Below are 21,841 nucleotides of genomic sequence, written 5' to 3' on the forward strand. Positions count from 1 at the left end.
CATGGCGACCAGGCGGGCTCCCGAATCGATCAGCTGACGTGGGGGACAGTCCGGATCAGATCCTGGTAAGCCCGCGTGGCATCAGTGGCTATAGCCGGTCGGCTTGTGGCGGATGGTCTTGAGCAGGTCTTCCGGGCTGATGCTGGCGACCGCTTTGGCGGCGGCCTGGCTGCCGGGCAGCGGCAGGTCGAGGATATGACCCTTCATCTTGCCCACCACGTGCATCTCGCAGGGCTTGCAGTCGAACTTCAGGGTCAGCACCTCATCACCGTGGACCAGCTGCATCGGCGCGACCTTGGTGCGCACGCCAGTGACGCCCTTGGCCTGCTTGGGGCAGAGGTTGAAGGAGAAGCGCAGGCAGTGCTTGGTGATCATCACCGGCACCTCGCCAGGCTCCTCGTGGGCCTCGTAGGCCGCGTCGATCAGTTGCACGCCATGGCGGTGGTAGAAGTCGCGGGCCTTCTGGTTGTAGACGTTGTAGAGAAACGACAGGTGCGACTCGGGGTACACCGGCGGCGGGCTGGTCTCGGCCTTGCGACGTCCACGCGGATGGGCGGCGACGCGCGCGGCGGTTAGCTGTTCGATGGCCTCGCGGCGCAGCGCCTTGAGTTGCGAATTGGGTACGAAAAAGGCCTGGGGTGCATCCAGCGTCACGTCCAGGGCGTGGTACTCGGTGGTACCCAGCTGGGTCAGTAGATCGCGCAGGCCGTCCAGCGCCTGTTCCGGCTTGTTGGCCACGCCGAAGGGGCCGTCCAGAGCGACGGTGGCGCTGACGCCTTCCTCACTGGTGGCGGTCAGCTGCAGCCGTTGCTCGCGCAGCTCAACCTGCCAGCGCACACCGATGCGGCGCTCGGCGCTGGTCTTGAGCAGGGCCTGCTGCCAGTTGTGATCCAGGTTGCGTGACAACGGGTGATTCGGGCGCAGGCGATACAGCCCCTCGGGCATCTCGTTGGGTTCGACGCGATAGCGGTAGCGCTTCGCACCGTCTTCCTCGAATTCGTTCTTGAGCTCGGCGACATTGGCGCGAAAGCCCACCACCTCGCGCTTGACCAGCACATTGAGGCCGTCGCCGTTGGACAGGGGCTCCTCGGTCACGGCGATGAAGTCGCGCTTGTTGACCTTCTCCACCTGACCCACCGGCAGACCGGTAAAGGTCGGCGAGTCGAAGGCGCCGATGTCCACCTTGCGGTCGGTGACGAAATAGTCGGTGCTGCCGCGGTGGAAGGTCTTGTCCGGATCGGGCACGAAGAAGTGCGCGGTGCGGCCGCTGGAGGCGCGGGCCAGGTCGGTGCGGTCTTCGAGGATCTCGTCGAGCAGCTGGCGGTAGTAGGCGGTGATGTTCTTCACGTAGCCCATGTCCTTGTAGCGCCCCTCGATCTTGAAGGAGCGCACGCCGGCCTCGACCAGGGCGCGCAGGTTGGCGCTCTGGTTGTTGTCCTTCATCGACAGCAGGTGCTTCTCGAAGGCCACTACCCGGCCCTGGTCATCCTTCAAGGTGTAGGGCAGGCGGCAGGCCTGGGAGCAGTCGCCACGGTTGGCGCTGCGGCCGGTCTGGGCATGGGAGATGTTGCACTGGCCGGAGAAGGCCACGCACAGGGCGCCATGGATGAAGAATTCGATGGCGGCGTCGGTCTCGGCGGCGATGGCCGAGATCTCCTGCAGATTCAGCTCGCGCGCCAGTACCAGCTGGGAGAAGCCGGCCTGGTCGAGAAACCTGGCTCGTGCCAGGGTGCGGATGTCGGTCTGGGTACTGGCATGCAGCTCGATCGGCGGGATGTCCAGCTCCAGCACGCCCAGGTCCTGCACGATCAGCGCATCCACTCCCGCGTCGTACAGCTGGTGGATCAGCTTGCGGGCCGGCTCCAGCTCGTCGTCATGCAGGATGGTGTTGATGGTGGTGAACACCCGCGCGTGATAGCGCCGGGCGAACTCCACCAGCGCGGCGATCTCGCTGACCTCGTTGCAGGCATTGTGCCGTGCACCAAAGCTCGGCCCGCCGATGTAGATGGCATCGGCCCCATGCAGGATGGCCTCCCGTGCGATACCGACATCGCGGGCAGGGCTGAGCAATTCCAGATGGTGCTTGGGCAGGGACATGGCGGGTCTTCTCGATCAGGCGTGGCACGACAAGGCGCGCATTGTAGCGGGCGAGGGGGAGGAGGGCACCTCTGGGGTGCTGGGTGGTTGATCCTGGAACCTTGGGTGTTCGCCGGTAAAGGTGGCGCCTGGGAGTTATTTCAGTACTGACAAATAGCACAGCCTGCGCCGTGAACATTCCATAGAGGAATGGTTCTATGTGCCTATTTATCGCTTTTTTCACCTACAAGACCGCCGTACAACGTCGTCTATTCCTGATAAGCATAAAAAACTGGAGGACCCATGAGCGAATCTTTGGCTTCGAAGGCAGCGCCTGGCGCGGCGGAGCGGGCGGCAGGGAAGACCGCGTCCATGACCCGCTATCGCTGGGTGGTGCTGGCGGTCATCGTGGTCGTATACATGCTCGCGGCGGCCGATCGGGCCAATATCGGCATCGCGCTGCCCTATATCCAGAAGGAGTTCGGTGCGACCAATGCCGAGGTAGGCCTGCTGGTCAGCGCCTTCTTCCTGTTCTATTCCCTTGGCCAGATACCCGCCGGCTTTCTGCTCAGCAAAGTCAGCGTGCGTGTAGTCGCTCCCGCCGCGATTGGGCTCACCTCAGTCGTCACGCTGTTGATAGGTACCTCCCACAGCATCGGCATGCTCAAGCTCTATCGCTCCGCCCTGGGCGTGGCGGAGGCTGCCTTGCCGCTCTCCATGCTGAGTACCATCAATCGCTGGTTTCCGCCGCGGGAGAAGGGCATGGCTACCGGAGCCTTTTTGTCTGCAGCGAAGATGGGGGCGGTCATTGCGCCGCCGGTAGGCGCTGCGCTGATCCTGCTGGATGGCTGGCGGACCATGTTCATCGCCTTCGCCGTTCCTGGGGTACTGCTGGCGCTATTGTGGTGGTGGCTGGTCCCGAACGATCCGCGGACCTGCAAGCGGGTGAGCGACGCCGAGGCCGAGCATATCGAGGATCAGACGACCACGCAGAATGGGGCGGTCCGCACACACAAGGACTTCGGCACCTTCGACCGGGTTCTGCGTTATGAGCGTACGCCCACCCTGGAGACGTCCCAATCCGTCTTCAGATCCTGGAACGTGTGGGGCTGCGGTCTGGGCTATCTGCTCATGACCGGGGTGGTGAACGTGCTGCTGGCCTGGCTTCCCAAATACCTGGGCGAGGTAAAGCACTTCGAGCTGATGCAGGTGGGCTTCGTGGCTGCGCTGCCCTTTGTCGGTGGCGTGCTGGGCAACATCGTCGGCGGCTGGCTATCGGACCGGATCCTGGACCGCCGCCGCAAACCCACGATGATGATCAGCGCGGTCGCCACCTGCCTGATGATGATCGCCCTGGTCTATGCGCCCAACGGCCTGCTCGCGGTCAGTCTGTTGCTCTTCGGTACCGGCTTTCTGCTCAACATCGGCTACTCGTCGTTTTCGGTCTATTCGATGAGCCTGACGACTCGCAAGACCTATCCGGTCGCCGCGTCGGTCGTCAACAGCGCCGGCCAGGCGGGCGGGGCCATGGCGCCGCTGATCACCGGTTTTCTGTTGGACAGCTATAGCTGGACGGCGGTGTTCATCTTCCTCGGTGTCTGCTCCCTGGCGGCGCTGGCCTTCGTGCTGACCATTTCCGAGCCTGCTACCACGCCCGCCGAAGCCGCTGCTGCCTAGCCGGAAGGGCCTGGGGCGCCAGGGCCGCGTCCGCGGCGTGATCAGTCCCACCGACCACGCTGCCGTTCCCGGGACGCCAGAGCCGCCAGGCGGTCCGGGGCTAACGCTGCAACTGTTTGGTGAAGTCGCAGAGCTGCGTAGCCAAGGTCGCGATCTCGGCCACGAAGGTCGAAGGCCGATCATTGCGATACATGGCCATGTAGGGGACCGGAGGCAGTTCGGGATCGGTCCCGACGATGGCGAGCTTCCCTTCGTCGACCAGCGGCCGGAAGCACTCGCGCGGCAGATAGGTGACGCCCAGGCCCGCCGAGGCCAGTCCAAGCATGGCGGTGAGGCTGTCGGAGGAGAGAATCCTGGGCAGCTCGATGCCCCGTGCATGCAGCCAGCGATTCACGAACAGCCCCGATCCAGACTTCTTGCCCTGCATCAGCATGGGATACCTGGCCAGTTCTGCCAGGCTCACCACCCCTGAACTGCGGACCAGCCCCGGCGCCGCCATCCAGGCATTCTCCACCGTCGCCAGCGGCACGCTGGTGACCTCGGGTGCCGTGAAGGTATCCGGGATCACGATAAGGTCGACCAGGTCGTCCATCAGGCGTTCATGGAGGTTGCGACTCATGTCGACCTCGGGCTCCACGGTAAGCCCGGGAAAATCCTCGACCAGGCGCGTGACCAGCCGAGGTAGCCAGGTCCAGGCGGTGAGCTCCGTGACGCCGAGCCGCAGCCGGCGCGTGGTGACGTGCTTGCCGTCCTTGAGCGAGCTGATGCGCTCGCTCAGGTCGAGCATCTCCCGCGCAATGACCAGGAGCTCTTCACCCTCGGCGGTGAAACGGGCACCCCGCTGCGAGCGATCGAACAGCTGCAGGCCGGTGGAGGACTCCAGCTCCTGCACCCGTTTCGAGATGGCCGACTGGGTTGTGTTGAGGTGCTCGGCGGCTCTTTCGAACGTACCCAGGCGTTCAATCCAGTGCAGCGCCAGCAATTGCCGAAGCGTGACCATTAGCATTCCTTCCAGGCATGAATAACCATACCTTAATATCGCTTTTTCTATTTGGCTACAGGCCTATCCTCGACGTAATCCAACAAGAGGAGCCCCCATGACCGTCATCGCTTCCAGTCCAACCGCCCTGGTCGAAGCCTTCGCCCGCACCTCCACCTCGATCATCAGCGATTGTCTCGATCGGCTTCCTGGCGCCCCGTTGCGGCCCTTTCACCGTATCGAAGGCACCATGGCCGGCCTTGCACTCACCGTCAAAGTACCCGCCGGCGACAACCGCGCCATCCACCAGGCGCTGGAACTCCTCGTGCCTGGTCAGGTGCTGGTGGTCGATGGCGGTGGGGACCTGAGTCGCGCCCTGATGGGCGACATCATGGCCGCTATCGCGGAAAAGCGCGGTGCTGCGGGAGTGGTGGTCGACGGGGTGATTCGCGACCTGGCGACGATCAGCAAAGGCAGCTTTCCCATCTTCGCCCGCGGCGGCTATCACCGTGGCCCCTACAAGAACGGCCCTGGCGAGATCAACGTGCCGGTGAGCATTGGCGACATGATCGTCTCCCCGGGTGACCTCGTCGTGGGCGACCATGACGGCATCGTCGCCTTTCCCATCGCCCAGGCCGCTGAGCTGCTCGATCGGTGCCTGGCGACCGAACGCAAGGAAGCGGACATGCTGGCGCAAATTGCCGCTGGAACCTACCGGGGCGCCTACGCGGCCCATTGATTACGGAATAGCAAATGAAGATAGCGATTATCGGCGCAGGCGAAGTGGGCCTCACCTATGCGAACCCTTGGGTGGCAGCGGGTCACGAGCTCATATTGTGTGATCTCAAGCCGTCACCCAGAGCCCAGGATTTTGCCAAAGAGCATGGCCTGGCCCTTTTCGCCTCGATAGAGGAGGCGGTACCCGACTGCGACATCGTCGTTTCGTGCGTCTTCGGTACCGTCTCGCTTCAGGTCGCCGAACAGGCGCTCGCCCCTATGCAGGCGGGTGCGCTGTTCATCGACATGACCACCGCGGATCCGCAGCAGATCAGGCAGGCTGCGGCCATCGCGGCCGAGCGCGCGATACCCTACGTGGACGTGGCGATCCTGGGTGCCATCGCGCTGACGCAGGCCAGGACCAACCTGCTGGGCGCGGGCGTGGGCCTGGAGCGCGCGGTTGCCCTTTTCGCCGAAGCCGGCGCACCGCTCAAACCGGTCGAGGGGGGCGCTGCAGGCGATGCCGCCGCCTTGAAGATCCTGCGCAGCGTCTTCACCAAGGGGTTGGAGGCCCTGACCATCGAGTGCTTCATGGCGGCGGAAAAGCAGGGCATCACGGAACAGCTCCACGATGCCCTGAGCGACATCGACCAGGCGTCGCTCAGAGACTTTCTCGGCGCCCTGATCAGAACGCATGTCGTGCATGCTCCGCGTCGTCTCAAGGAAGTCGAAGAGGCCGAGCGCCAACTGCGGGTAGCCGAGATGCCGGTCGCGGTGTTGCCGGGGGTCAGGGAGGTATTCGCGCGTACCTCCGACCAGCTGGCGAAGGAACCTCTCGAAACGGCTTCGCCCACCCTTGACCAGACCTTCGACTGGCTGTTCAAGGTGAATGGGGTCGTCAGGTAGGGAAGCATTCGACGCAACGCCGAGCGAAGATCGCCCGCTCGGCGCTCTCGCTCACCTAACCGCGCCGCCTCCCGTCGTGCTAACGAACGCCCAGTTCGTCCAGTAGCCATTTCTTGAACACCTCTGCCGCTTCGTTGCGAGTGCGGCTTTTGGGATAGGCGAGAAAGTGGCCGACGTACTGGATGTCGTGGGTCAGGCTGCGCAGGGGGGCCACCAGGCGGCCTTCCTGCAGTTCCCTTTCAGCCAGAAGCGTGGACTCCAGGACTACCCCCATGCCATTGACCGCAGCGGCGATGGCCATGGCGCTGCGATCGAAGCGCAGGGAGTAGTGATGCACCGGCAGCAGGTGATTGGCTTCGAACCAGCCCTTCCATTGCAGCATCTGCACATCGCACTGGATCAGCGTGTGCTGGTGCAGATCCTGTGGCGTCTTGATGGCCTCGGCCAGCGCGGGGGAGCAAAGGGGCGTGAGATGCTCGACGGCCAGCGGGACGTGTTCGCAGAAGTCCTGGCGGGGTTCGCCGTAGACGATGTCGAGATCGAAATCGTCGTTCTCGAACCGCGCATAGTCCGTGCTCGCGGAGAAGCGCAGGTCGATGTGGGGATGCTTCTTCACGAAATCCGGAAGCCTGGGCAAGAGCCACTGCGTCGCGAAGCTGGGGGCGGTGTGCAGGCGGAGCGGGGGCGGTTCGCTCGCCTGGATGAGTGAGAGCCCTCTGTGCATCTCGCCCAGTCCACGCTGAACGTGCTCGAGCAAAAGGCGGCCTTTGCTGGTGATGCGAACCTCGCGTGTGCTGCGCTCGAACAGGACGAGCTCGATGGATTCTTCGAGCTTGCGAATGGAGTGGCTGACCGCACTGGAGGTGATGCCGAGTTCCTGGGAGGCCAGGGCAAAGGATTCGGTTCTGCCGGCAGCCTCGAAGACCTTGAGGGTGGTCAGGGGCACACGCCTGAGCAGGTTGATACGTGAATTGGATTCATCCATTGCTGTTAAAAACTCCTTTGTCCGCCTAGTTTTCCCGATGGTAGCGTGGTTTCCAGGCCGCTCACTGTGCTTTGGATGAATTTGAAGCACCTGTCCTGAGCAGGCCTGCACATCGAGGAATTCATAATGACAATAAATTCCGTGGCCGCTGCTCCGGCGGTGGAACCACTCGACCGCCTGGCCTATCACGCCTGGCGAATCCGCCGTTTTGCCCTGCGCATGGGTGAAGTCCAAGGCAGGGCTATGTAGGCCAGGCCCTCGGTTGGGCCGATGTCCTGGCCGTCGCCTATTGCCACGCCATGAATCTCGACCCTGGCGATCCCGAGTGGGATGGCCGGGATCGATTTCTGCTCTCCCATGGCCATTACGCGATAGCGCTCTACGCCGCGCTACTGGAAGCGCAGGTGATTCCCGAGAGCGAGCTGGAGAGCTATGGCGCGGATGACAGCCGGCTGCCGATGTCGGGAATGGCCACCTACACGCCGGGAATGGAGATCTCCGGTGGATCGCTTGGCCAAGGGCTCGCCATAGGTGTGGGCATGGCGCTCGGATTACGGCTCAAGAGCAACCCGGCGTGGGTCTTCAACTCCATGTCCGATGGCGAACTGGACGAAGGGGCGACCTGGGAGGCCGCGATGTCGGCCGCGCACCACAAGCTGACCAATCTCATCGCATTGGTGGACCTGAACAAGCAGCAGGCCGATGGCGATTCCAACGACATCCTTGGCTTCGAGCCCCTGGTTGATAAATGGCAGGCGTTCGGTTGGCACGTACAGCGCGTGGACGGCAATGACCTGGCCGCCGTGCTCGCGGCGTTCGATACCGCGATGGCGCTACCCGAGCCCAAGCCGCGGGTCATCCTGTTCGACACCCTGATGGGCAAGGGCGTGGACTTTCTCGAAGCCCGGGAGAAGAACCACTTCATCCGCGTCGAGCCCCATGAATGGCAACAGGCGCTCGACGTGCTCGATGGCAACTATCAGCAGGAGGCGCAGTGACATGAGTGTCGACACCTTGAAAAAGCCGCGCCTCACGACCTCGGCCATGATCGCCTCGATTGCCAGTGAAGGGCAGCGTACCGAGGCTGCACCCTTCGGGCAGGCGCTCATCGCGGCGGCCGCGCGGGATTCGCGCATCGTCGGCATGACTGCGGATCTTTCCAAGTACACGGACCTGCATCTCTTCGCCCGGGAGTACCCGGATCGTTACCTGCAGATGGGGATGGCGGAGCAGCTGTTGATGGCCGCGGCCGGCGGCCTGGCGAAGGAAGGCCTGGTGCCGTTCGCCACGACCTATGCCGTGTTCGCCACCCGACGGGCGTATGACTTCATCCATCAGGTCATCGCCGAAGAGAACCTGAACGTCAAGATCTGTGCGGCCCTGCCAGGCCTCACCACCGGCTACGGCCCCAGCCATCAGGCAACCGACGACCTCGCGCTGATGCGCGCGATACCCGGTCTGACCGTGGTCGACCCCTGTGATGCCCTGGATACCACCCAGGCGGTCGCCGCCATCGCCGCCCACGACGGGCCGGTCTACATGCGCCTGCTGCGGGGCAAGGTGCCGATGGTCCTGGATCAGTACGACTACCGGTTCGAATTGGGTAAGGCCAAGTTGCTGCGTGACGGACGCGACGTGCTGATCATTTCCAGCGGCATCATGACCATGCGGGCGCTGGAAGTTGCCGACGCCATGGCCGATGGCAGTGCCGACGTCGCGGTGCTGCATGTGCCGACGATAAAGCCGCTGGACGAGGCCACCCTCATCGAGCAATGCCGCCGTAGCGGACGCCTGGTGGTGGTCGCCGAAAACCACAGCACGGTGGGCGGGCTGAGCGAGGCGGTCGCCCTGACCCTCCTGCGCGCGCGCGTACACCCTGAGTTCCGGCAGATCGCCTTGCCTGATCGGTTTCTCGACGCTGGCGCCTTGCCGACGCTGCACGACCGTTACGGTATTTCCACGGCCGCCATGGTCGCCCGCATTCAAGGCTGGTTGGGTTAGGAGGCAGCATGAACGTAGCTTTCGTAGGGTTGGGCGCCATCGGGTTGCCCATGGCGGTACAGATCCAGCGCGCCGGGCACCGAGTCATCGGCATCGAATTGGCAGAGGTGTCCCGTGAGCGGGCGGCAGCGGAGGGCTTGGAGGCGGTCGCCGATTGGCGGGCGTTGATCGATGCCGACGTCGTCGTGGTGATGGTGGCGACGCCGGCGCAGTTGGTGTCCCTGGTCAGCCAGTGCGACGGGCTTCGTGCCGGCCAACACTGGATCGTCATGAGCACCGTGGGGCCGGCATCCGTTCGCGAGCAGGCCAATCGCCTTCAGGCGCAGGGTATCCGTGTCGTGGATGCGCCAGTCACTGGCGGGGTGGCCCGCGCCCTTACCGGAAGCCTGCTGATCTTCGCTTCGGGTTCGGCGGAGGCCGTAGCCCATTGCGAACCCGTCCTGCGGGCGATGGGAGAGGTCAAGAATGCCGGCGTCCAGGTGGGCGATGGGCAGGCCATCAAGGTGGTCAACCAGCATCTGTGTTCCGTGCACCTGGTAGCCGCCGCCGAGGCGCTGAGTCTTGCCCAATCCCTGGGGCTTGACCCCGCCCAGGTTCTGGAGCTGGTCGAGAAGGGCGCTGGTGGTTCCTGGATGCTCAGCGACCGGGGCCCGCGCATGCTGGAGGGAACGGCTACCCGCGTGACCAGCATGGTGGACATCTTCGTGAAGGACAGCGGCCTGGTCGCCGAGGCCGCCCAGGCCTGTCGGGCCGCGGTGCCCCTGCTCGACACCGCCCATGCCCGTTTCACGGCGGCGGCTGCGGCGGGGCTCGGCCAGCGGGACGACAGTCGCGTCATCGAGACCTGGCGCTAGCCAAGACGGATTACAGCTTCTCGGCTTCACCACCAGAGGCAGACACCTGCCTCATTACAACAACAATAGGTAGCGGAGTTATCCATGCATCCTTCAGATAGCAAGGCCATGCCGGCTCGGGACAATGCCGGAAAAGTCTCTTTCGCCTCCATGATCGGCTCGGCGGTCGAGAGTTACGATTTCTTCATCTACGGAACCGCGGCCGCCGGCTGGTTCGGCAGCGTGTTCTTCCATACGACCGAACCCATCGTTGGCATCCTCGCGGCCTTCGCCACCATGGCGGTCGGCTTCTTCATGCGCCCGCTGGGCGGCTATCTTGCCGGCCACTACGGTGATCGCATCGGGCGCAAGGCCATCCTGCTCTGGTCGCTCATCGCCATGGGCGGCGCCACGGTATTGATCGGCGCCTTGCCGACCTACGAGCAGGCCGGGGTAGTCGCGCCGTTGTTGCTGATCCTGCTCCGGATGATCCAGGGGATCGGCTTCGGTGCCGAGTGGGGCGGGGCGGTGCTGATGGCCTGCGAGCATGCCCCGCCGCAGCGGCGAGGCTTCTTTGGCGCCGTTCCGCAGATCGGCATTCCGCTGGGCCTGTTGATGGCCAATGGCGCCTTCCTCGCATCCGGCGCGCTGTTCGAGGGCGACTGGGTCTGGCGTGCGCCCTTCCTGGCATCGGTGGTGATGGTCGGCGTGGGCATGTACATCCGGATGGGAGTCAGCGAATCACCGGAATTCGAGAAGATGAAGGCGGAAAATACCCTGGTCAAACAGCCGGCGCTCGAGGTGATCCGTAACGACTGGAGAAAGATCCTGCAGATCATCGGCCTGCGGCTCGCCGAAACCGGGGGCTACTACCTGGCGACCAGCTTCATGCTTTCCTACGTCCTGCTGGCGGGCGTCGCGACCAAGGAAAACGTGCTCTGGGGGACCATGATCGGGTCGGCACTCGGGCTGCTCAGCCACCTGCTGTTTGGTGCCCTGAGCGATCGAGTCGGGCGCAAGCCGGTGTTCCTGCTGGGATCGCTGTTCACCATTGCATTCGGCATACCCCTGTTCCTGCTGATCAACAGTGGCGTGTTCGTCATGGTCATCGTGGCGGTGGCGCTGTCCCTGCTGCTTAGTCACGATCCGATCTTCGCCGTCGAAGCCAGCTGGTTCACCGAGCAGTTCCCGCCCAATGTGCGTACCTCGGGCATTTCCCTGGGCTACAACGGCGCCTCCATGATCGCGGGCCTGCTGCCGTTCCTCGCGACCGGGCTGTTTGCCGTGGTGGGCTGGATGGGACCCGCGCTGCTGTTCAGCTCGCTCGGAGTCATTTCCACGCTCTGCGCATTGCGGATGCCCGAAACGGCGCCTGCGGTTGCCGGTACCAAGCGCGAGCCTATCCTGGCGCGGCGGTCCGTCACGCTGGGTTGAGTTCGCTTTCGGTCGTGACCTCGGGCCGGCTGGGCTGACCACCACGACGCCTACGCCCGGCTCAGCTGGCGCTGCCAGGTCATGCAGCGCCCTGGCCCTGCCGCAATGGCAGGGCCAGGGAGGTCATCCCTCGCGGCAGAGCAGTCATACGTTGGTGGTCAGGTCGCCGCTTGAGCGGGCTGACCGAGCAGTTCATCCAGAATGCTCAGCCTGAACTGCCGCTGCAGCGTCACCGCATAGAAGCACTCGGCGATCTCCGGCAATTCGGCGTATAGCTGCAGCGCACCGCTGCGCAGTTCGTCCTGGACCACCACGGCGGGCAGCAGCGCCATGTCGCCGGAGTCGCGGGCGAGCAGGCGCAGCATGGCCATGTCGTCGACCTCGGCGCAGATCAGCGGGCTCAGCCCCTGGCCGCTGCAATAGACCTCGAACTGGCTGCGCACGTCACTGCTGCGACCAGGCACGATCAGCCGCGCCTGTTGCAGGTCGCGGTGCACGTCGAAGGGGCGGCTGTCCTGGCGAGGTGGGCCGATCAGGCACACCGGCTGGCGATGCAGCAGGCGACATTGCCAGGTGCGCTGGCTGTCGGCGCTGACCGCCTGGTTGGTCAGCACCACGTCCAGCTTGTGCAGGGCCAGGCGTTCCAGCAGCGCGTCCACACCGCCAGATTCCAGGGTGAGCACCAGATCCTCACGGCCGAGAAAGGGGCGCAGCAGGTTTTCCTGGAAGTTGCGCGACAGGGTCGCGACGGAGCCGATGCGCAGCGTCTGGTTCGCCTCCTGAGCGTTCTGCAGGGTGTTCTGCAATTCGCTGCCCAGGGCGAAGATGGTTTCGGCATAGTCCAGCACCAGTTGCCCGGCTTCGGTCAGCCGCAGGCTGCGTCCGGAGCGGAGGAACAGGGGATGGCCGAGCTGGTCCTCCAGCACACGGATCTGGGTGGAAAGCGCGGACTGGGAAACGTGCAGTGCCTCGGCGGCACGGGTGAGGTTGCCTTCCTTGGCCACGGCCCAAAAGTAGTGCAGATGATGAAAATTGAGTCGGCGCATGCTTCGTTCTTCAGAAGTGAACGTTAGGTTCTTATCAATCTATTTTAAATAATTCGTACACATCCCGACACTAGTGACCTCTGGTGTTCAAGGAGCGTGCACGATGTCTAGCCTGCTGTTTTCCCTGGCGCCGCTGTTGCCCTGGGTCTATGCCCTGGCGCTGTTGCCGGTGGTCGCTTCACCTCGTCGCTTCTGGTGGCCAGCCCGGATGGCGGGTTATCTGGGCTTTTTCCTGATCCTCGCCGCCTGGCTGCAGGCCGTGTTCGCCGGGCAGCACCACGACCGCCTCGGCCTGGCGATGGCGGGGCTGATCGGTCTGCTGGCACTGGTGATCATCGAGTATTCCCAGCGCTATCTGGAGGGTGAACCAGGGCAAAGGCGGTATGTGCTTGCGCTGCTTGCCACCCTCGCGGCGGTGGCTACGGTAGTGACCAGCGCCAATCTGTACCTGCTGGTCGGTGCCTGGATCCTGTCCAGTCTGTGCCTGCATCAGTTGCTCACCTTCTACCCCGACCGCCCTCAGGCCGTGGTAGCTGCCCACAAGAAATTTCTCGCCAGCCGCCTGGCCGATGTCTGCCTGCTGCTGGCGACCCTGCTGTTGGTACAGGCGAGCGGTGACAGCCAGATCACGAAGATCCTCGCTGCCGTGACCGCCCAGGTGCAGGCCAACGGTCAGCTCGGCTGGGAACTGCAGGCGGCGGCGCTGCTGCTGGCCCTGGCGGTGATCCTCAAGTCGGCCCAGTTGCCGGTGCATGGCTGGCTGATCCAGGTGATGGAAGCCCCGACGCCGGTATCGGCCTTGCTGCATGCCGGTGTGGTCAACCTGGGTGGCTTCCTGCTGCTGCGCTTCGCGCCGCTGTTTTCCGTCGCCGTGCCGGCGCAGAGCCTGCTGGTGCTGGTGGGGGGACTGACGGCGGTCCTCGCGGCGCTGGTGATGATGACGCGGATCAGCATCAAGGTCCGCCTCGCCTGGTCGACCTGCGCGCAAATGGGGCTGATGCTGCTGGAATGTGGGCTGGGACTGTACGAGCTGGCCCTGGTGCACCTGCTGGCCCACTCGCTGTACAAGGCGCATGCCTTCCTGGCGGCCGGGGATACGGTGGCGCACGCGCGGCAACGGGCGCTGCAGCCGCCAACGCCGGTCCCCGAGTTGGGTGGCCTGGTGCGTGCGCTGCTGCTGGCGGTCCTGGCCCTGATAGGGGTCAAGGGACTCTGGGCCTGGCTGCTACCGGACCTTGCGCTGCCCTGGGTGGCCCTGACGATCCTGGCCATCGGCCTGGCGCCCTGGTGTCTGGGTCGCGGACAGCGGGTCCATGGGCTGCTCATGTTCAGCCTGCTGCTGGGCGCCTACCTGCTCTGGCACCAGGTGGCCGGCTGGCTGCTCGACCAGCGCCTTGCCGAGGCACCGCTGCCATTGAGTGGCTTGGCGATGGGGTTGCTGCTCGGCCTCTACCTGCTGCAAGGCCTGCTTCTGGCCCATCCCCATGGCGCCCTGGCCCGGCGACTCTATCCGCTGGCCTTCGCCGGCTTCTACCTGGATGAACACGTCACCCGTCTGACCTTCCGCCTGTGGCCGGCGCGCACGCCGCAGCCCGTTATGGCACCCTCCGGAGCCCGCCCATGAGTGCCTTCGAACCCACGCCCGACCTCGAATACCAGGCCCTGCACGAAGTGGCGCGGCAGGCCTGCGCGCGCATTGCGCCGACCTGGCCGCTGGACCGAATGATCGCGGTCAGCCCGCTATGGGAACGTCGCGATCAGGCCTGGCAGACCGTTGCCGCACAACTCTGGCAGCGCGCCGGTAGTCGCCTCACCCTGAGCGCCGCCGACTATCGCCAGGCCTGGCAAGACGGCCGTATTGCCGAACGCCATCTGCAACAGGCATTGGCCGAACAGGGCGAGTCCTGCAAGCCGGCACGGCTGCTGGAGGCACTGGATGCCTCCGCAGAGACCTGTCCGGGGTTGCCGCTCCTGGAGGATCTCGCCGAGCCAGGCAATTCACTCCCGGGTTGGCCGACCCTGATCACCCAACAGATTGGTCAGAGCTGCGCGGCCTGGTTCGATCACGAGCAAGCGGACTGGCGTCCCGCAAACAGTACCGGGCTCTATCAGACCTGGCGCGCCAGCCTGCTGGCCGACCGGGGCCTGACCGTCCTCAGCGCCTGTCGCGACCTGCACCAGCGCATCGCCGAGTTGCCCGCCGAGCCCCGGGCGGTCCTGGAAGCGGCGGTGCAGCGACTGGGCTTGGCGGCGGAAGACTGGGCGCCCTGGTTCGATTGCCTGCTGCTGCGTAGCCTGGGTTGGGCGTCCTGGTGCGCTTACCAGCGCTGGCAGGCCAGGCTGGAGGGTGGGGATGACCAGACTTTGCTCGACTTGCTGGCCATCCGCGCCGCCTGGGAATGCCTGGTGGATGATCGTCGGCGCGACGCCGATAGCCGCTGGCAAACCTGGCGCTCGGCCTGGCAGGCCCGGCTGCAGCAACCCCCCTCGGCCAACTGGCAGGCGCTGCAACTGTGGCAGCGGGCCGATGAACTGGCCTGGCAGGAGCAACTGCAACAGGCCCTGTGCCAGAGCGCCCCGGCAGCCTTGCCCCAGGCGCCGCTGGCCAAGCTGTTCTTTTGCATCGACGTGCGCTCCGAACCGCTGAGGCGTGCGCTGGAGCAGGCGTGCCCTGAACTCGAGACGGGCGGCTTCGCCGGTTTCTTCGGCTTGTCCATCGCCTACACCCCCCTGGGCACCAGCGCCACGCGCCCGCAGTTGCCGGGCCTGCTCGCACCGCAGCTGCAGGTCAGCGAGAGCAGTGGCGATGCCGTCCAGGATCGGCAACTGGCGGCGGTGCGTCAGGATCGTCTGGCGCGCCAGGGCGGTTGGCGTTTGTTCGAGCGGTTGCCGGCTTCCACCTTCACCCTGGTCGAGAGTATTGGCCTGGGCTACGCCGGCGCCTTGCTGGGACGGACCTATGGGTTGAGTGAGGGTGTGCCGCAACCAGAGCGCAGCGCCTGGCGCCGGGGCGAATGGCAACGCCTGCACCCCCAACTGCCTGCCATGGCAGTGCAACAGCAGGTCGATCTGGCCGCACGTATCCTCAAGGGCATGGGGCTCAGCGGGCCCATGCCGGCGCTGCTGGTACTGCTCGGACACGGCAGCCAGAGCGCGAACAATCCCCAGGCGGCCGGCCTCGACTGCGGCGCCTGCTGTGGTCAGAGCGGCGAGGTCAATGCCCGTCTGCTGGCACGCCTGCTCAACGACAGCGAGGTCCGCGCGGGACTGCGCGCACGTGGGCTCGACCTGCCGCCGCACTGCCAGGTCCTTGCTGGCCTGCACAACACCACCACCGACGAGGTGCAGGTCTTCGCCCACGAGGAATTGCCCGCCGCCCTGCGGCCCGGCTGGCAGCGTCTGCGAGCGGCGCTGGACGTTGCCAGCCGTGAGGTGCGTCGTCAGCGGGCCGCCGCCCTGGGCCTGGCGCCGCTGCGTGAGCAGCCGGACAAGCTGCTCGGGCGGCTGCGGCGGCGTGCCCGTGACTGGGCGCAAACCCGGCCCGAATGGGGGCTGGCCGGCAATGCCGCCTTCATCGCCGCGCCGCGTGCCCGCACCCGTGGCGTGGACCTGCAGGGGCGTGCCTTCCTGCATGACTACGACTGGCGGCAGGATGGGGACGGCCGGGTACTGGAGCTGATCATGACGGCGCCCATGGTGGTGGCGCACTGGATCAACCTGCAGTACTTCACCTCGACCACCGACAACCTGCGCTTTGGCAGCGGCAACAAGCTGCTGCACAACGTGGTCGGCGGTCATATCGGGGTGTTCGAGGGCAACGGTGGCGACCTGCGTATCGGTCTGGCCCGCCAGTCGCTGCACGATGGCCAGCAGTGGGTGCATCGCCCGCTACGCCTGCACGTGGTGATCGAGGCGCCCCGTGCGATGATCGACCAGGTGATCGCGGCGCACGCGGTGGTCCGGGATCTGGTGCGCAATGGCTGGTTGTACCTGCTGCGTCTCGATGGAGCGCCGGCCTGCCTGGAGCAGCGCACGGCGGGGGGCTGGCAGCCCTTGCCAGAGGCCGGGGTGGGCGGCCAGCGGGCGCACTAAGGCGCTACCGGGACAACAGCTGCTGCCTGAGCAGAGGAAAGATCACCTCGCAGGTGAGGGGGGCCAGCGCCAGATCACAGGGCTCCAGCACCGACGCCCACAGCGCCTCCTCGATTTCGGCGGCAGGAATAGCGCGGTCGTCCGGCTTCATCGCCACCTGATACAGGGCGCAATCGACGATGAAGCCGGGTTCGTTGGCGGCGGGTGCCTGGTAGCTGCCGAGAAAGGTTGCAGCGTCCGCGGTGATGACCAGGCCGAGTTCTTCTTCCAGCTCGCGGATCAGGGCCGCCAAAGGGAGCTCACCCTGATCCACCTTGCCTCCGGGTTGCATGAAGGCCGTGGTGCCGCGCTTGCGCACCAACAGCATCTGCTGGCGGTGATTCAGGAGGATGGCGGCGGCGATCTTGAGGGTAGTGGTCAACGTACGGGTACCGGTCGAGAGGGGCGGATCACCCTGCAGCCAGGAGGTCGAAAAGGCAACTGTCGTCGATCCGGCCGTTGCCCTGAGAGGAGGCGCTTGAGGCGAGTCACAGGTCGAGGGCGTCGAGCAGGACCTTGAAGGGATCACGCCGGGGCCTCACCTTCTCGGGTAAGTCGGCGTCTTGAAACCAGGATTCATCCGCCTCGGGATGGGGGCCGCTCAAGACCACGACGCCGGCTCCGAAGCGATAGCGCGCAGCGGCGATATCGCCGTTGCCATAGACCCCTATCACGCGAAAACCGGTGCCGGACGTTTTTGGCAGATAAGGGCCATCCTGGAAAAACAGCCGATTCTTCTTACCACCCCATCGCACCCGCACCACGCTGTCTTCAAGGGAGGTGATCGGAAAGCCTGGACGACCGACCTCCGAATCCAGTTCCTGATTAATCAAGCCAAGATTGGCGGCGTCGGCCAGATAGGCGCCCATGCAGATCCCCAGGTATTGACCGCCACTTGCGACATAGGCGCGTATGGCCTCGATTCTGTCCTTGCCCAAACTGTGCAGGGCCGCCGCTATATCCTGACCACCGCCTGGCTGAACATAGGCCTCGTAGCGCACCAGGTTTGCAATGGAAACATCCAGGCGCTCAGTTGGCCCCAGGAAATCGACCCTATACGCCGGACCACGTCGTTCTATGGCACCTTTCACCGCTTCGGCGCAGCCCGCACAGGCGGCAGGGCCGCGATAGACGGCGATCCGTATCAGGTCAGGCGCATCGAGATCGACCAGGCACAGTGCGGCCGATAGGCAGGTCAGCAGGAGAGCCGCCGCTAGGCCGAACACGCGCATAGGCAAAGGCTCGTAGCATCCGAGTGGTGAGCGAAGAGGTGAAGGCTGCGTCCAAGACGGCAGATGGCTGCCGTTGTGCGGTTGGCCGCGTGCCTGGCAGCACGGCAACGAACGTCGGCTGAACGGTCGGCGTTCGCGGCAGGGACCAGGCCGGGGTCAGAGATCGGTATGCAGCGAATAGCCATTGAACCCTGCGGCAAACAGTATGGTGCCCCAGAGGAAGAAGTCGGTTTGCAGGAACTCTCGCTTTATCGAGACCAACTTTATTCCGTTGTTCAAGGATATGGTGGGATCAATAAGCCAGCCGAAAAGGACTGCCGTGACGCCTGCTATCATGGAGATTAAGCCGATGCTTTTTACCAAGTGCCTCACCCTGAGCCCCTCTTTTGCAAACATACTGCTTGGTGAATTAGCGTTGGACCAAGAGTAACTATCGAGAAAGTAAGCCGTGTAAAACTCTCTGTGCGGCTGTAAATGATTGTTAAATCGATATTGCGCACATGATTCCGAGTTATCTGGTTCCTGGACGTTGGCCAGTCCGCCTCACGACTCGGGGCTCCACTCGCCACCCAGCGCGCGGAACAGTTCGACCTGGGAGACCATCAGCTGCAGCCTGGTCTCTATGAGGGCGTTGTCGGCCTGATAGAGGCTGCGCTGGCTGTCTAGCAGGTTCAGGTAGCTGTCCAATCCCTGGCGATGGCGTTCGGTGGCAAGCGCCAGGCTGTGCGCGGTCGCCTCGCGCAGGCGTCGCTGGGCGGCGAGCTGGCGCGTCAAGGGACCATTGGCGACGAGCTGATCGGCCACCTCGCGAAAGGCGACCTGGATACTCTTTTCGTAGCGCGCGACATCCTGGTCTCGCCGCACCTCTGCCAGCTTCAGGTTGGCGCGGTTACGCCCTCCATCGAACAGCGGTACCTGAAGCTGGGGTACGAAGCTCCAGACCTTATTGCCCACGCTGAACAGGCCGTCCAGGTCGGAGCTCAGGTAGCCCGCATTGGCCGTCAAGGTGATGCGGGGAAAGAAGGCCGCCCACGCTGCACCGATGTTGGCGTTGGCGGCGCGCAGGCGATACTCGGCCGCGCGGATATCGGGGCGGCGCTCCAGCAGATCGGAGGGCAGGCCGACAGGTATCGGCTGGTCGAGACCCTGACGGGCGAGCGGCAGGGGTGCCGGCAGATCAGCGGGCGGATCTCCGCCTAGCAGCAGGCGTAGGGTGTTGTCGGCCTGGGCCCGGTTGCGCTCCAGCGCGGCAAGGTCGGCTTCAGCCAGCTCGACGCTGCTTTGCGCCTGCGCCAGATCCAGCGCCGAACCCAGTCCGGCGGCATGCCGCTGCTCGACGAGGGCGAGTCCGCGTCGGCGACCCTCCAGGGTGCTACGGCTCACGTTCAGCCGCTCTTCCAGGGCGCACTGGTTCAGATAGGCCGTCGCTACCTCCGCGGTCAGCGACAGCTCCACGGCACGGCGTGTCTCGTCTTGGGCAAGGTATTCGTCCAGCGCCGCATCCCGCAGGTTTCCCAGCCTGCCAAACAGGTCTATTTCGTAGGCACTGGTTCCGAGACCGACGCTGTATCGATTACCGGTCTGGAGGGCGGATTTCTCCTCGTCGGATCGGGAGCCTTGGCTCTGCGTACGCTCCCGTGTCCGACTGGCAGTGGCGCTAACTTCCAGCATGAGGTCGGCACGGCTGATGCGATAACGGGCTCGGGCCTGCTGGATATCCAGCACGACCAGGCGCAGGTCGCGGTTGCCATTCAGGGCTTGGTCCAGCAAGGCACGCAGATGCGGGTCCGCGAATAGCCGCTGACGGTCAGTGGGGATACCAGCGGTGTCGCTGGCCAGCGGATAGCGCGCCGGTATGGGCGCTGGCGGCCGCTCGTGGGGCGGTGCCAGGGAGCAGCCGGCAAGCAGGACGCTCAAGGCCAGGGCGATGCTCTTAGCCATGCTGGCACCGCTTCCAGGCCGCGCGTGCCGCACGAGTAGGCAGGGGCAGAGCGACTGGGACAAGGGTGGTATCGAGGGCCGCGGGCCCCTGATTCAAGGGTGGGCGCAAGCCTGGGTGCTGATGGCGAAACATGGGTCATCCTCGTGGAGAACGCCATGGTAGGCGGCTCCCGTGGATCGCCTTGTAAAGGTCTGTAGGTCTCTTGTGAAAGAGTGTTAAGGCCTGGGCTTGAGCGCTCGGCGCTCCGTTATGCTCCGCGCTTTATTGCTGGGATGACCCCTTGTGATGCCCTTGCTTATCGCCGAAGACGACACTGCCCTGGTCGGCCCCAGCGCCCCCTGCCTGGCGCGGCAGGACTACGCCGTGACCATCATCGGGCGTGTTGAACAGGACCTGATCGAGATGTTGTGCCTGGGTCCGCAGCAAGAGGGGCTCGATACCCTGTTGCCGGGTCTGGACGGCCGGCAGGGTCGCCTGCCCAGCCGGGTGGAGAAGGTTAGATGCTCAAGATCCTGATCCGACTCTATCTCGTTCTGTTGGCGACCTATGGCGCCGCCAGCTATCTGGTGCCCGAGGCGCTGGTGCAGATGTTCAGCGATCGCTATAGCCGATACAGCCTGGAGCAGATGAATGGCCCGCTGAAGCTGGTCGAGCGCACCTTTGTAGAAGCGCCGCTTTCCCGGTGGCCCACGCTGCTGGCCGATCTGAATACCGAGATTGCGCCTCTCGCCTTGCAGTTGGGGCTGCAAACCGATCCCCGGTTGACCCGCAGCGAGCGCCACGGCTTGGCGAAGGGCGAACGGCGGGTGCGCCTTGGCGACGACGGTGATCCCAGCATCGCCCTGGTACCGCTGCCTGGCGGGCAGGTGCTCTGGGTAGCCTTTCCCGAGGCGCCCACCGACATAGCGCTGACTTATTGGGCGATGAATGCCCTTATTGGCGCGGCGCTGCTGGTCTGCCTGTATTTCTGGTTGCGGCCCCACTGGCGGGATCTGGAACGGCTCAGGCGTACCGCGGCCCGCCTGGGCAAGGGGCATCTGCAGGAACGTACCGCCATTTCGCCGCGCTCGGACATCGGCCAGCTCGCCCGGGCGTTCGATGACATGGCGCAGGACCTCGAAACCCTGATCGTGCAGCAGCGTGACCTGCTCAATGCCGTCTCCCACGAACTGCGGACGCCACTCTCGCGCCTGGAATTCGGCCTGGCTCTGCTGCAAGCCGATCCGCTCCCTGCCGAGACGCAGCGCCGGCTCGAACAGCAGATTCGCCATGTGCGCGAGCTGGATGCGCTGGTCAACGAGCTGCTTTCCTACGCCCGCCTGCACGCCAGCCATGAGGCTCCCGAGCGCCAGTTGCTCAGGCTCGACGAGTTTCTGGACAGCGTCCTGGCGGATTTCAACGAGGAACAGGAAAGGCGGGGGGTCACCTTGAACCTGAGTGTCGACCAGGCGCCGGAACGGGTGGTCCTGGCGCCGCGGCTCACTGCCCGGGCCTTGCAGAACCTGGTCGGCAACGCCCTGAGGTATTGCCAGCAGCAGGTATGGCTGACCGTTCGCCGCGAGTCCGAAGGTTTGCTGATCCTGGTCGAGGACGACGGCGAAGGCATTCCGGCGGGCGAACGGGAGCGGGTATTCGAGCCCTTCTATCGGCTGGATCGCAGTCGGGATCGGACCACGGGAGGCTTCGGCCTGGGTCTGTCGATCAGTCGTCGGGCGATAGAGAAGCAGGGAGGACGGCTCACCCTGGCCCAGAGCGAAAAGGGAGGGGCGCGTTTCGCCATCCTCCTGCCCGACCACCTCCTGGCTGACGTTGAAACACCATCGCGCGCTGCTGCGCGTTACGCGGCGGACCGCGGTCCGCGCTTTTCTTCACCTTCCTGAAT

Annotated in this window: 17 protein-coding genes and 1 pseudogene; 11 read left to right on the top strand and 7 right to left on the bottom strand. The window is 64.8% G+C overall.

Features of this window, described 5'->3' with window-relative positions:
- Positions 1-81: 81 nt before the first annotated feature.
- A complete protein-coding gene (locus tag ACUCV0_RS09295; protein WP_482212525.1) occupies positions 82-2,097 on the bottom strand; it encodes a peptidase U32 family protein in 2,016 nt (671 codons plus the stop codon).
- A gap of 282 nt (positions 2,098-2,379) precedes the next feature.
- Here ACUCV0_RS09295 and ACUCV0_RS09300 point away from each other — a divergent pair, with 282 nt between their 5' ends.
- Complete coding sequence (locus ACUCV0_RS09300) at positions 2,380-3,753, top strand: MFS transporter (protein WP_482212526.1); 1,374 nt, start codon at positions 2,380-2,382, stop codon at positions 3,751-3,753.
- A gap of 100 nt (positions 3,754-3,853) precedes the next feature.
- Here ACUCV0_RS09300 and ACUCV0_RS09305 read toward each other — a convergent pair whose 3' ends face one another.
- Positions 3,854-4,753: a LysR substrate-binding domain-containing protein gene (locus tag ACUCV0_RS09305; protein WP_313647288.1), complete on the bottom strand. Its 900-nt coding sequence runs from the start codon at positions 4,751-4,753 to the stop codon at positions 3,854-3,856.
- Between the two features lie 97 nt (positions 4,754-4,850).
- Here ACUCV0_RS09305 and ACUCV0_RS09310 point away from each other — a divergent pair, with 97 nt between their 5' ends.
- Entirely contained in the window at positions 4,851-5,471 is a 621-nt protein-coding gene (locus ACUCV0_RS09310; protein WP_313647289.1) for an RraA family protein, read from the top strand.
- A gap of 14 nt (positions 5,472-5,485) precedes the next feature.
- On the top strand, positions 5,486-6,355 hold the full coding sequence (locus ACUCV0_RS09315; RefSeq protein ID WP_313647290.1) for an NAD(P)-binding domain-containing protein: 870 nt from the start codon (positions 5,486-5,488) through the stop codon (positions 6,353-6,355).
- 79 nt (positions 6,356-6,434) lie between these two features.
- Here ACUCV0_RS09315 and ACUCV0_RS09320 read toward each other — a convergent pair whose 3' ends face one another.
- Positions 6,435-7,340 (bottom strand): LysR substrate-binding domain-containing protein, encoded by a 906-nt coding sequence (locus tag ACUCV0_RS09320; RefSeq protein ID WP_313647291.1) that lies wholly within the window; start codon positions 7,338-7,340, stop codon positions 6,435-6,437.
- Positions 7,341-7,466: 126 nt separating this feature from the next.
- Here ACUCV0_RS09320 and ACUCV0_RS09325 point away from each other — a divergent pair.
- The 4 genes and pseudogenes from ACUCV0_RS09325 to ACUCV0_RS09340 all read left to right on the top strand — a co-directional run bounded on the left by ACUCV0_RS09325 (position 7,467) and on the right by ACUCV0_RS09340 (position 11,608).
- A pseudogene (locus ACUCV0_RS09325) lies at positions 7,467-8,338 on the top strand (transketolase).
- Between the two features lies 1 nt (position 8,339).
- Complete coding sequence (locus tag ACUCV0_RS09330) at positions 8,340-9,341, top strand: transketolase family protein (RefSeq protein WP_271655176.1); 1,002 nt, start codon at positions 8,340-8,342, stop codon at positions 9,339-9,341.
- An 8-nt stretch (positions 9,342-9,349) separates the two neighbouring features.
- Complete coding sequence (locus ACUCV0_RS09335; RefSeq protein ID WP_313647293.1) at positions 9,350-10,195, top strand: NAD(P)-binding domain-containing protein; 846 nt, start codon at positions 9,350-9,352, stop codon at positions 10,193-10,195.
- An 84-nt stretch (positions 10,196-10,279) separates the two neighbouring features.
- Complete coding sequence (locus ACUCV0_RS09340) at positions 10,280-11,608, top strand: MFS transporter (protein WP_313647294.1); 1,329 nt, start codon at positions 10,280-10,282, stop codon at positions 11,606-11,608.
- 158 nt (positions 11,609-11,766) lie between these two features.
- On the opposite strand, the gene ACUCV0_RS09345 is transcribed toward ACUCV0_RS09340, so the two are convergent.
- Positions 11,767-12,654, bottom strand: a complete 888-nt coding sequence (locus tag ACUCV0_RS09345; RefSeq protein ID WP_313647295.1) for a LysR family transcriptional regulator — start codon at positions 12,652-12,654, stop codon at positions 11,767-11,769.
- Positions 12,655-12,757: 103 nt separating this feature from the next.
- Here ACUCV0_RS09345 and ACUCV0_RS09350 point away from each other — a divergent pair, with 103 nt between their 5' ends.
- Positions 12,758-14,278, top strand: coding sequence for an NADH-quinone oxidoreductase subunit L (locus ACUCV0_RS09350; protein ID WP_313647296.1), 1,521 nt, complete (start codon positions 12,758-12,760; stop codon positions 14,276-14,278).
- Entirely contained in the window at positions 14,275-16,746 is a 2,472-nt protein-coding gene (locus tag ACUCV0_RS09355) for a DUF2309 domain-containing protein (RefSeq protein WP_313647297.1), read from the top strand. Before ACUCV0_RS09350 ends, ACUCV0_RS09355 begins: the two co-directional genes overlap by 4 nt.
- A 4-nt stretch (positions 16,747-16,750) precedes the next feature.
- Here the strand turns inward: ACUCV0_RS09355 and ACUCV0_RS09360 are convergent, their stop codons facing one another.
- The 3 genes from ACUCV0_RS09360 to ACUCV0_RS09370 form a co-directional block, all read right to left on the bottom strand.
- On the bottom strand, positions 16,751-17,167 hold the full coding sequence (locus ACUCV0_RS09360) for an NUDIX domain-containing protein (RefSeq protein WP_313647298.1): 417 nt from the start codon (positions 17,165-17,167) through the stop codon (positions 16,751-16,753).
- A 106-nt stretch (positions 17,168-17,273) separates the two neighbouring features.
- Positions 17,274-18,017 carry a BPL-N domain-containing protein gene (locus ACUCV0_RS09365; protein WP_313647299.1) on the bottom strand — a complete coding sequence of 248 codons (744 nt, stop codon included), beginning with the start codon at positions 18,015-18,017 and terminating at the stop codon, positions 17,274-17,276.
- 543 nt (positions 18,018-18,560) lie between these two features.
- Positions 18,561-19,958 carry an efflux transporter outer membrane subunit gene (locus ACUCV0_RS09370; protein WP_313647300.1) on the bottom strand — a complete coding sequence of 466 codons (1,398 nt, stop codon included), beginning with the start codon at positions 19,956-19,958 and terminating at the stop codon, positions 18,561-18,563.
- Between the two features lie 286 nt (positions 19,959-20,244).
- Between ACUCV0_RS09370 and ACUCV0_RS09375 the strand changes: the two genes are divergently transcribed.
- Both ACUCV0_RS09375 and ACUCV0_RS09380 read left to right on the top strand, forming a co-directional pair.
- A complete protein-coding gene (locus ACUCV0_RS09375; protein ID WP_313647301.1) occupies positions 20,245-20,475 on the top strand; it encodes a hypothetical protein in 231 nt (76 codons plus the stop codon).
- Positions 20,460-21,839, top strand: coding sequence for an ATP-binding protein (locus tag ACUCV0_RS09380; protein ID WP_313647302.1), 1,380 nt, complete (start codon positions 20,460-20,462; stop codon positions 21,837-21,839). The genes ACUCV0_RS09375 and ACUCV0_RS09380 overlap by 16 nt, the downstream gene beginning before the upstream one ends.
- The last annotated feature ends 2 nt before the right edge of the window (positions 21,840-21,841 follow it).

Source organism: Pseudomonas sp. VMV1 (assembly GCF_056790235.1).

Excerpts from the sequence above, each read along its gene's own strand:
- ACUCV0_RS09330 (WP_271655176.1), top strand. The coding sequence starts at position 8,340 with ATGAGTGTCGACACCTTGAAAAAGCCGCGCCTCACGACCTCGGCCATG.
- ACUCV0_RS09350 (WP_313647296.1), top strand. The coding sequence starts at position 12,758 with ATGTCTAGCCTGCTGTTTTCCCTGGCGCCGCTGTTGCCCTGGGTCTAT.
- ACUCV0_RS09370 (WP_313647300.1), bottom strand. The coding sequence starts at position 19,958 with ATGGCTAAGAGCATCGCCCTGGCCTTGAGCGTCCTGCTTGCCGGCTGC.
- ACUCV0_RS09380 (WP_313647302.1), top strand. The coding sequence starts at position 20,460 with ATGCTCAAGATCCTGATCCGACTCTATCTCGTTCTGTTGGCGACCTAT.
- ACUCV0_RS09355 (WP_313647297.1), top strand. The coding sequence starts at position 14,275 with ATGAGTGCCTTCGAACCCACGCCCGACCTCGAATACCAGGCCCTGCAC.
- ACUCV0_RS09315 (WP_313647290.1), top strand. The coding sequence starts at position 5,486 with ATGAAGATAGCGATTATCGGCGCAGGCGAAGTGGGCCTCACCTATGCG.
- ACUCV0_RS09300 (WP_482212526.1), top strand. The coding sequence starts at position 2,380 with ATGAGCGAATCTTTGGCTTCGAAGGCAGCGCCTGGCGCGGCGGAGCGG.
- ACUCV0_RS09305 (WP_313647288.1), bottom strand. The coding sequence starts at position 4,753 with ATGGTCACGCTTCGGCAATTGCTGGCGCTGCACTGGATTGAACGCCTG.
- ACUCV0_RS09340 (WP_313647294.1), top strand. The coding sequence starts at position 10,280 with ATGCATCCTTCAGATAGCAAGGCCATGCCGGCTCGGGACAATGCCGGA.
- ACUCV0_RS09320 (WP_313647291.1), bottom strand. The coding sequence starts at position 7,340 with ATGGATGAATCCAATTCACGTATCAACCTGCTCAGGCGTGTGCCCCTG.
- ACUCV0_RS09375 (WP_313647301.1), top strand. The coding sequence starts at position 20,245 with ATGCCCTTGCTTATCGCCGAAGACGACACTGCCCTGGTCGGCCCCAGC.
- ACUCV0_RS09345 (WP_313647295.1), bottom strand. The coding sequence starts at position 12,654 with ATGCGCCGACTCAATTTTCATCATCTGCACTACTTTTGGGCCGTGGCC.
- ACUCV0_RS09295 (WP_482212525.1), bottom strand. The coding sequence starts at position 2,097 with ATGTCCCTGCCCAAGCACCATCTGGAATTGCTCAGCCCTGCCCGCGAT.
- ACUCV0_RS09310 (WP_313647289.1), top strand. The coding sequence starts at position 4,851 with ATGACCGTCATCGCTTCCAGTCCAACCGCCCTGGTCGAAGCCTTCGCC.
- ACUCV0_RS09335 (WP_313647293.1), top strand. The coding sequence starts at position 9,350 with ATGAACGTAGCTTTCGTAGGGTTGGGCGCCATCGGGTTGCCCATGGCG.
- ACUCV0_RS09365 (WP_313647299.1), bottom strand. The coding sequence starts at position 18,017 with ATGCGCGTGTTCGGCCTAGCGGCGGCTCTCCTGCTGACCTGCCTATCG.